This is a genomic window from Klebsiella sp. X1-16S-Nf21 (genome assembly GCF_002837615.1).
GTDB lineage: Bacteria > Pseudomonadota > Gammaproteobacteria > Enterobacterales > Enterobacteriaceae > Klebsiella > Klebsiella variicola.
Window position 1 is genome coordinate 86,071 of record NZ_PJDK01000011.1, and the last position, 7,265, is coordinate 93,335.

At 55.7% G+C, this 7,265-nt stretch carries 7 protein-coding genes; 4 read left to right on the plus strand and 3 right to left on the minus strand.

Annotated features, from left to right (window positions below; translation table 11 throughout):
- The first annotated feature begins 89 nt into the window (after window positions 1–89).
- From tal to CW267_RS07785, 3 genes are all read left to right on the plus strand, one after another.
- The gene (gene tal / locus CW267_RS07775; RefSeq protein WP_004204228.1) at window positions 90–1,043 is read left to right on the plus strand and encodes a transaldolase; all 954 of its coding nucleotides are present in this window, start codon (window positions 90–92) and stop codon (window positions 1,041–1,043) included.
- A 99-nt stretch (window positions 1,044–1,142) separates the two neighbouring features.
- Window positions 1,143–1,730 (plus strand): molybdopterin adenylyltransferase, encoded by a 588-nt coding sequence (gene mog, locus CW267_RS07780; RefSeq protein ID WP_008807503.1) that lies wholly within the window; start codon window positions 1,143–1,145, stop codon window positions 1,728–1,730.
- A 119-nt stretch (window positions 1,731–1,849) separates the two neighbouring features.
- Window positions 1,850–3,154, plus strand: coding sequence for an MFS transporter (locus CW267_RS07785; protein WP_032732490.1), 1,305 nt, complete (start codon window positions 1,850–1,852; stop codon window positions 3,152–3,154).
- Between the two features lie 56 nt (window positions 3,155–3,210).
- On the opposite strand, the gene satP is transcribed toward CW267_RS07785, so the two are convergent.
- The 3 genes from satP to CW267_RS07800 all read right to left on the minus strand — a co-directional run bounded on the left by satP (window position 3,211) and on the right by CW267_RS07800 (window position 5,047).
- Window positions 3,211–3,777, minus strand: a complete 567-nt coding sequence (gene satP, locus CW267_RS07790; protein WP_012542907.1) for an acetate uptake transporter — start codon at window positions 3,775–3,777, stop codon at window positions 3,211–3,213.
- Window positions 3,778–3,865: 88 nt separating this feature from the next.
- Entirely contained in the window at window positions 3,866–4,615 is a 750-nt protein-coding gene (gene msyB / locus CW267_RS07795; protein ID WP_100781479.1) for an acidic protein MsyB, read from the minus strand.
- Between the two features lie 27 nt (window positions 4,616–4,642).
- The gene (locus CW267_RS07800; protein WP_008807499.1) at window positions 4,643–5,047 is read right to left on the minus strand and encodes a DUF2541 family protein; all 405 of its coding nucleotides are present in this window, start codon (window positions 5,045–5,047) and stop codon (window positions 4,643–4,645) included.
- A 386-nt stretch (window positions 5,048–5,433) separates the two neighbouring features.
- Between CW267_RS07800 and dnaK the strand changes: the two genes are divergently transcribed.
- Window positions 5,434–7,265 (plus strand): molecular chaperone DnaK (gene dnaK, locus CW267_RS07805; RefSeq protein WP_101148616.1); only part of this gene is annotated, 1,832 nt, incomplete at its 3' end.

Below are 7,265 nucleotides of genomic sequence, written 5' to 3' on the forward strand. Positions count from 1 at the left end.
CTCGTCGGCGGTTGCGCTGACCCGGCAGCGTGTTATCATCTGGGCAGACCGGTTACATCCCCTTAACTGCTGTTTAAGAGAAATATATCATGACGGATAAATTAACTTCTCTGCGTCAGTACACCACTGTCGTCGCTGACACCGGAGATATTGCGGCAATGAAGCTGTATCAGCCTCAGGATGCCACCACCAACCCTTCCCTGATTCTCGGCGCGGCTCAGATCCCTGAGTACCGTAAGCTGATTGATGACGCTGTGGCCTGGGCACGTAGCCAGAGCAGCGATCGCGCGCAGCAGATCCTCGATGCTTCCGACAAGCTGGCGGTGAACATCGGTCTCGAAATCCTGAAACTGATCCCGGGCCGTATTTCCACTGAAGTGGATGCACGCCTCTCCTATGATACTGAAGCGTCTATCGCGAAAGCCAAGCGCATCATCAAGCTGTATAACGACGCGGGCATCAGCAACGATCGTATTCTTATCAAGCTGGCTTCCACCTGGCAGGGCATTCGCGCCGCTGAACAGCTGGAAAAAGAAGGCATCAACTGTAACCTGACGCTGCTGTTCTCCTTCGCTCAGGCTCGCGCTTGCGCCGAAGCGGGCGTCTTCCTGATTTCGCCGTTTGTTGGCCGTATCCTCGACTGGTACAAAGCTAACACCGACAAGAAAGAGTACGCGCCGGCAGAAGATCCGGGCGTGGTTTCCGTCAGCGAAATCTACGAATACTACAAGCAGCACGGCTATGAAACCGTGGTGATGGGCGCCAGCTTCCGTAATGTTGGCGAAATCCTGGAACTGGCCGGCTGTGACCGCCTGACCATCGCCCCGGCGCTGCTGAAAGAGCTGTCTGAAAGCGAAGGCGCCGTTGAGCGTAAACTGGTTTATACCGGCGAAGTGAAAGCGCGTCCGGAACGTATTACCGAATCTGAGTTCCTGTGGCAGCATAACCAGGATCCGATGGCGGTAGACAAACTGGCGGAAGGTATCCGTAAGTTTGCGATCGACCAGGAAAAACTGGAAAAAATGATCGGCGAACTGCTGTAATCCCGCAGGTGGCCGACGCCCGTCGGCCACATTACACTGTCTGTCCCGCCTCCGGCAGTGTATCATTTCGTTTAACGCCACAGTTTGAACGGAATAACCATGAATACCTTACGAATCGGCTTAGTTTCCATCTCCGATCGCGCCTCCAGCGGCGTCTATCAGGATAAAGGCATCCCGGCACTGGAAGAGTGGCTGGCGCGTGCCCTCACCACCCCTTTCGAACTGCAAACCCGCCTGATTCCGGATGAGCAGGTGATCATTGAGCAAACGCTGTGCGAACTGGTTGACGAGATGGGGTGCCATCTGGTGCTGACCACCGGCGGAACCGGCCCTGCGCGTCGCGATGTGACGCCTGACGCAACGCTGGCGATTGCCGATCGCGAGATGCCGGGCTTCGGCGAGCAAATGCGCCAGGTTAGCCTACACTTTGTGCCGACGGCTATCCTTTCCCGGCAGGTCGGGGTGATCCGCAAGCAGGCGTTGATCCTCAACCTTCCCGGACAACCGAAAGCGATTCAGGAGACCCTGGAAGGGGTAAAAGATGCTGACGGCAAGGTACTGGTGCACGGTATTTTTGCAAGTGTACCTTATTGTGTACAGTTGCTGGAGGGGCCTTATGTGGAAACCGATGGCCGTGTGGTAGAAGCATTTCGTCCTAAGAGCGCCAGGCGCGAAACTTTATCCTGAATTTAATGCATTTGTGACATAACCTGCATCGCTGATGGTGTGCCGTTTTATTTACGATATAGTGCTGTTTACTTTACACGCTATAAATCACGCTGCACACCTCAGGATGAAATCGCGTTATGTCATATGCAAACCGACCGCTAAACCGCCAGGATTATAAAACGCTGACGCTGGCCGCCCTGGGCGGCGCGCTGGAGTTTTATGACTTTATCATTTTCGTTTTCTTTGCCGCCGTCGTCGGTGAGCTCTTCTTTCCCGCAGATATTCCCGAATGGCTCCGTCAGGTACAAACCTTTGGCATTTTCGCCGCCGGTTATCTGGCGCGCCCGCTGGGGGGGATCATCATGGCCCACTTTGGCGATCTGGTGGGACGCAAGAAAATGTTCACCCTCAGCATCCTGCTGATGGCGCTGCCGACCCTGGCGATTGGCCTGCTGCCGACCTATAGCTCGGTGGGCATCGTCGCGCCGTTGCTGTTACTGCTGATGCGTATTCTGCAGGGGGCGGCGATCGGCGGGGAAGTTCCTGGCGCCTGGGTGTTTGTCGCCGAGCATGTCCCGGAAAAACGCATTGGTATCGCCTGCGGTACGCTGACGGCCGGCCTGACGGTTGGCATTCTGTTGGGGTCGGTGGTGGCGACGCTTATCAACACCAGCCTGACGCCGCAGGGGATCCACGACGGCGGCTGGCGGATCCCCTTCCTGCTGGGCGGTGTATTTGGTCTGATTGCGATGTATCTGCGTCGCTGGCTGCAGGAGACGCCGATTTTTCTTGAGATGCAGCAGCGTAAAGCGCTGGCGCAGGAGCTGCCGGTAAAAGCGGTAGCGCTGAAGCACCAGAAGGCGGTGGTGATCTCTATGCTGCTGACCTGGCTGCTGTCGGCAGGCGTGGTGGTGGTGATCCTGATGTCGCCGGTCTGGCTGCAGAAACACTATGGCTTCGCGCCGGCGATTACCCTGCAGGCCAATAGCATCGCCACGATTATGTTGTGCATCGGCTGTCTGCTCGCCGGGCTGGCGGCGGATCGCTTTGGCGCCAGCCGGACTTTCATCGTCGGCAGCCTGCTGCTGGCGGTTGCCAGCTGGGCATTTTACCACCTGTCCGGCGCCAGCCCGCAGCGGCTGTTTCTGCTCTACGGCACGGTGGGGCTCTGCGTCGGGGTGGTAGGGGCGGTGCCTTATGTCATGGTGCGGGCCTTCCCGGCTGAAGTGCGCTTCACCGGCATCTCATTTTCCTACAACCTGTCGTACGCGATCTTTGGCGGCCTGACGCCGATTGCGGTCACCATGCTGATGGGCGTGTCGCCGATGGCGCCAGCCTGGTATGTGCTGGCCCTCTCGCTGATGGGGCTAGGATTAGGTATCTGGCTGCGTCAGGGGCTGACGGCGTCGGCGGGATTGCCGGAAGGGGAACTGCAGCGTTGAGTCTGGTTTACCGATGATGACCTGCCGCCGCCCTGTGACAGGACGGCGGCGGACGATTAACGTGGTTCGCCGATCGGCAGCACGGTGCGGCCGAACTGCTCGTTCAGCACTTCACCCATCGCCAGGTAAATAGCGCTGGCGCCACAAACCAGGCCGACCCAGCCAGCGACTTTCACAATGCCTTCGTTATCCACCAGATGACCAATCGCCAGCAGCGCGAACAACACGGTCAGGCTCAGGAAGACAAACTGCAGCATGCGGGCTGCTTTCAGGGTGCCAAAGAACATAAACAGGGTAAAGACGCCCCACAGGCCGAGGTACATGCCGAGGAAGTGCGCGTTAGGCGCTTCCGCCAGACCCATTTTCGGCATCAGGAGGATAGCCACCAGCGTCAGCCAGAAGCTGCCGTAGGAGGTAAAAGCGGTTAAGCCAAAGGTGTTGCCTTTCTTGTATTCAAGCAGGCCGGCAAAAATTTGCGCAATGCCGCCGTAAAAAATGCCCATCGCCAGGATAGCTACATCGAATGCGAACAGGCCGCTATTCGCCAGGTTAAGCAGAATAGTGGTCATGCCGAAGCCCATAAGGCCCAGCGGTGCCGGATTAGCCAACTTAGTGTTGCCCATAATTCCTCAAAATTATCATTAAAAGGGAAGCATTACCCCGCGACTTGGCGGCGGGGCGCGGCATAATAATGAGGCGCTGAAGGGCTGTCTATGATCTGGCGGGGTATTTTTCACCAATTTCTGTTGCGCCCGACGGCGGCTGGATCATTTGCCGTAAACAGGCAATATGCAGGACCGCAGGGATGGTGACCCGGTAAGCGCTGCCGCTCACCGCTTTGACGCTGTTCAGCGCGGCGCCGAGCGGCCCGCCCAGCCCGGCGCCGCGCACCAGATCATGACCAAGAACGCTTACGGCGGCATGGGTGCGCAGAATGGCGGTTAAGCGCTCGTCCAGCAACAGGGCGACCCCTTCGCTTAGCTTGCGGTGCCTCAGCAGATGGGGCAACAGATTTTCCAGCTCATGGCTCCGGCAATCCACCGCGGCAAGAAATTGTGCCTTTTGCTCCGCATCCAGCTTATTCCAGCTGTGCTGCAGGAAATGTTCCAGTAACTGCTGTTCGATCTGCGGCGTCGTCATCTGTTTGTCGACCTTCGCCTTCAGCCGTTTACACACATCCAGCAGGATCGCGCGATAAAATTTGCCGTGGCGGCGTAGGGTGTTGGCGATGCTGTCGCCGCCAAAATGCTGTAGCTCTCCGGCAATCAGCTGCCAGTTGCGGCGATAGCGTTCAGGGTGGCCCTCCATTGCTAAAAAGGTCTCGTTGCGCAGCAGCGTGCTGGAGAGGCGGGGTTTGCCGTTATCGCCGTGGGTCAGAATACGGGTAAAAGCTTCCAGATGCGCCTCGCTGCACTCAGGAAGAAAGGCCAGATCGTCATCTGCCAGATAGTTAATATGCATAAATCATCCCTCCTCAGGATAACGAGGTTAGTCGTCGCCGATAATTTTTAATGAGGCCATATCTGAGGAGTGGACCGTGTGGCCGGAGAAGGCGATTTTCTTCACACAGCGTTTGCTGTCGTTATCGCTATTGATGTTGATCCAGCCGGAGGTGCTGCCCTCTTTTATCCCGGCGGGGACGTTCAGCGTATGGCTGGCGCCGCGGCTGGCCTTAAAGTAGACCGTCGCCCCGGAGAGCTGTACATCGCCGCGCTCGGCGCTGAGCTGAATGCGTTTGACGACCCGACAGACCGGGAGTTTCAGCGTCAGGTCGTTGGTTTCATTGCGCGGCATGGCTACCACACCGAGGATTTTATGGTCATTGGCGGCCGCCGAGGTGATAAACGATAAGCCGAGGATAAGCCCCGCGGAAATCCGGAATAGTGGTTTCATCAATCTGTCCCCTGAATAAGTAAAGTGCGACGGCGAGGGATATTATCACCAGGGGCGTGGGGCCATTAGCGCGCAAGTATTGCGGGTTATGTCAATGATATTATGAATATATTTTGTTTTTACATTCATCATTTATATATGCATTTCGCTGCCTCTTTTGGCGCCTGACAATGTCGCTCGGGACGCTTTTCACGACTCAGGTCGGGGCCCGGTGCAAAAAATTTTTAGGCTTGCCCCTTGATGCCGGGGTGGGCGACCCCATCTTGTAGTCAACCGCAGTGAAGAACCTGAAAAAAAATGATGTCTGGGCAGTTGAAACCGCACGTTTCGCCCTTATTACAGGTTCACAACCACATGTTGATCGAATTTTTAGTGGAGACGTTTAGATGGGTAAAATTATTGGTATCGACCTGGGTACTACCAACTCTTGTGTAGCGATTATGGATGGCACTACTGCACGCGTGCTGGAGAACGCCGAAGGCGATCGCACCACGCCTTCTATCATTGCCTATACCCAGGATGGTGAAACTCTGGTTGGTCAGCCGGCTAAACGTCAGGCAGTGACAAACCCGCAAAACACCCTGTTTGCGATTAAACGCCTGATTGGCCGCCGCTTCCAGGACGAAGAAGTTCAGCGTGACGTTTCTATCATGCCATACAAAATTGTTGCCGCAGACAATGGCGACGCATGGCTGGATGTGAAAGGCACCAAAACTGCACCGCCGCAGATCTCTGCTGAAGTGCTGAAAAAAATGAAGAAAACGGCTGAAGATTACCTGGGTGAACCGGTAACTGAAGCGGTTATCACCGTACCGGCTTACTTCAACGATGCGCAGCGTCAGGCAACCAAAGATGCCGGCCGTATCGCCGGTCTGGAAGTCAAACGTATCATCAACGAACCAACCGCGGCCGCGCTGGCTTACGGTCTGGATAAAGAAGTCGGTAACCGCACTATCGCGGTATACGACCTCGGTGGTGGTACTTTCGATATCTCTATTATCGAAATCGACGAAGTTGACGGCGAGAAAACCTTTGAAGTACTGGCGACCAACGGTGACACCCACCTGGGCGGTGAAGACTTCGATACGCGTCTGATCAACTACCTCGTTGATGAGTTCAAGAAAGATCAGGGCATTGACCTGCGTAACGACCCGCTGGCCATGCAGCGCCTGAAAGAAGCCGCTGAGAAAGCGAAGATTGAATTGTCTTCTGCTCAGCAGACCGACGTTAACCTGCCGTATATCACTGCAGATGCGACCGGTCCGAAACACATGAATATCAAAGTGACTCGCGCGAAACTGGAAAGCCTGGTAGAAGACCTGGTTAACCGCTCCATCGAGCCGCTGAAAGTGGCCCTGCAGGATGCTGGTCTGTCCGTTTCCGATATCAACGACGTGATCCTCGTTGGTGGTCAGACTCGTATGCCGATGGTGCAGAAGAAAGTCGCTGAGTTCTTCGGTAAAGAGCCGCGTAAAGACGTTAACCCGGATGAAGCTGTGGCGATCGGCGCAGCGGTTCAGGGTGGTGTACTGACGGGTGATGTGAAAGACGTTCTGCTGCTGGACGTAACCCCGCTGTCGCTGGGTATCGAAACCATGGGTGGCGTGATGACAGCCCTTATCAACAAAAACACCACTATCCCGACCAAGCACAGCCAGGTGTTCTCTACTGCAGAAGACAACCAGTCTGCGGTAACCATCCATGTGCTGCAGGGTGAGCGTAAACGCGCGTCTGATAACAAATCACTGGGTCAGTTCAACCTGGATGGTATTAACCCGGCGCCGCGCGGTATGCCGCAGATCGAAGTCACCTTCGACATCGATGCTGACGGTATCCTGCACGTTTCCGCGAAAGACAAAAACAGCGGTAAAGAGCAGAAGATCACCATCAAGGCGTCTTCCGGTCTGAATGAAGAAGAAATTCAGAAAATGGTTCGCGAAGCAGAAGCTAACGCCGAATCTGACCGTAAGTTCGAAGAGCTGGTACAGACCCGTAACCAGGGTGACCATCTGCTGCACAGCACTCGTAAGCAGGTTGAAGAAGCAGGCGATAAACTGCCGGCTGATGACAAAACCGCTATTGAGTCTGCGCTGACCGCGCTGGAAACTTCCCTGAAAGGCGAAGACAAAGCGGATATCGAAGCGAAAATGCAGGCGCTGGCGCAGGCTTCTCAGAAGCTGATGGAAATTGCTCAGCAGCAGCACGCTCAGCAGCAGGC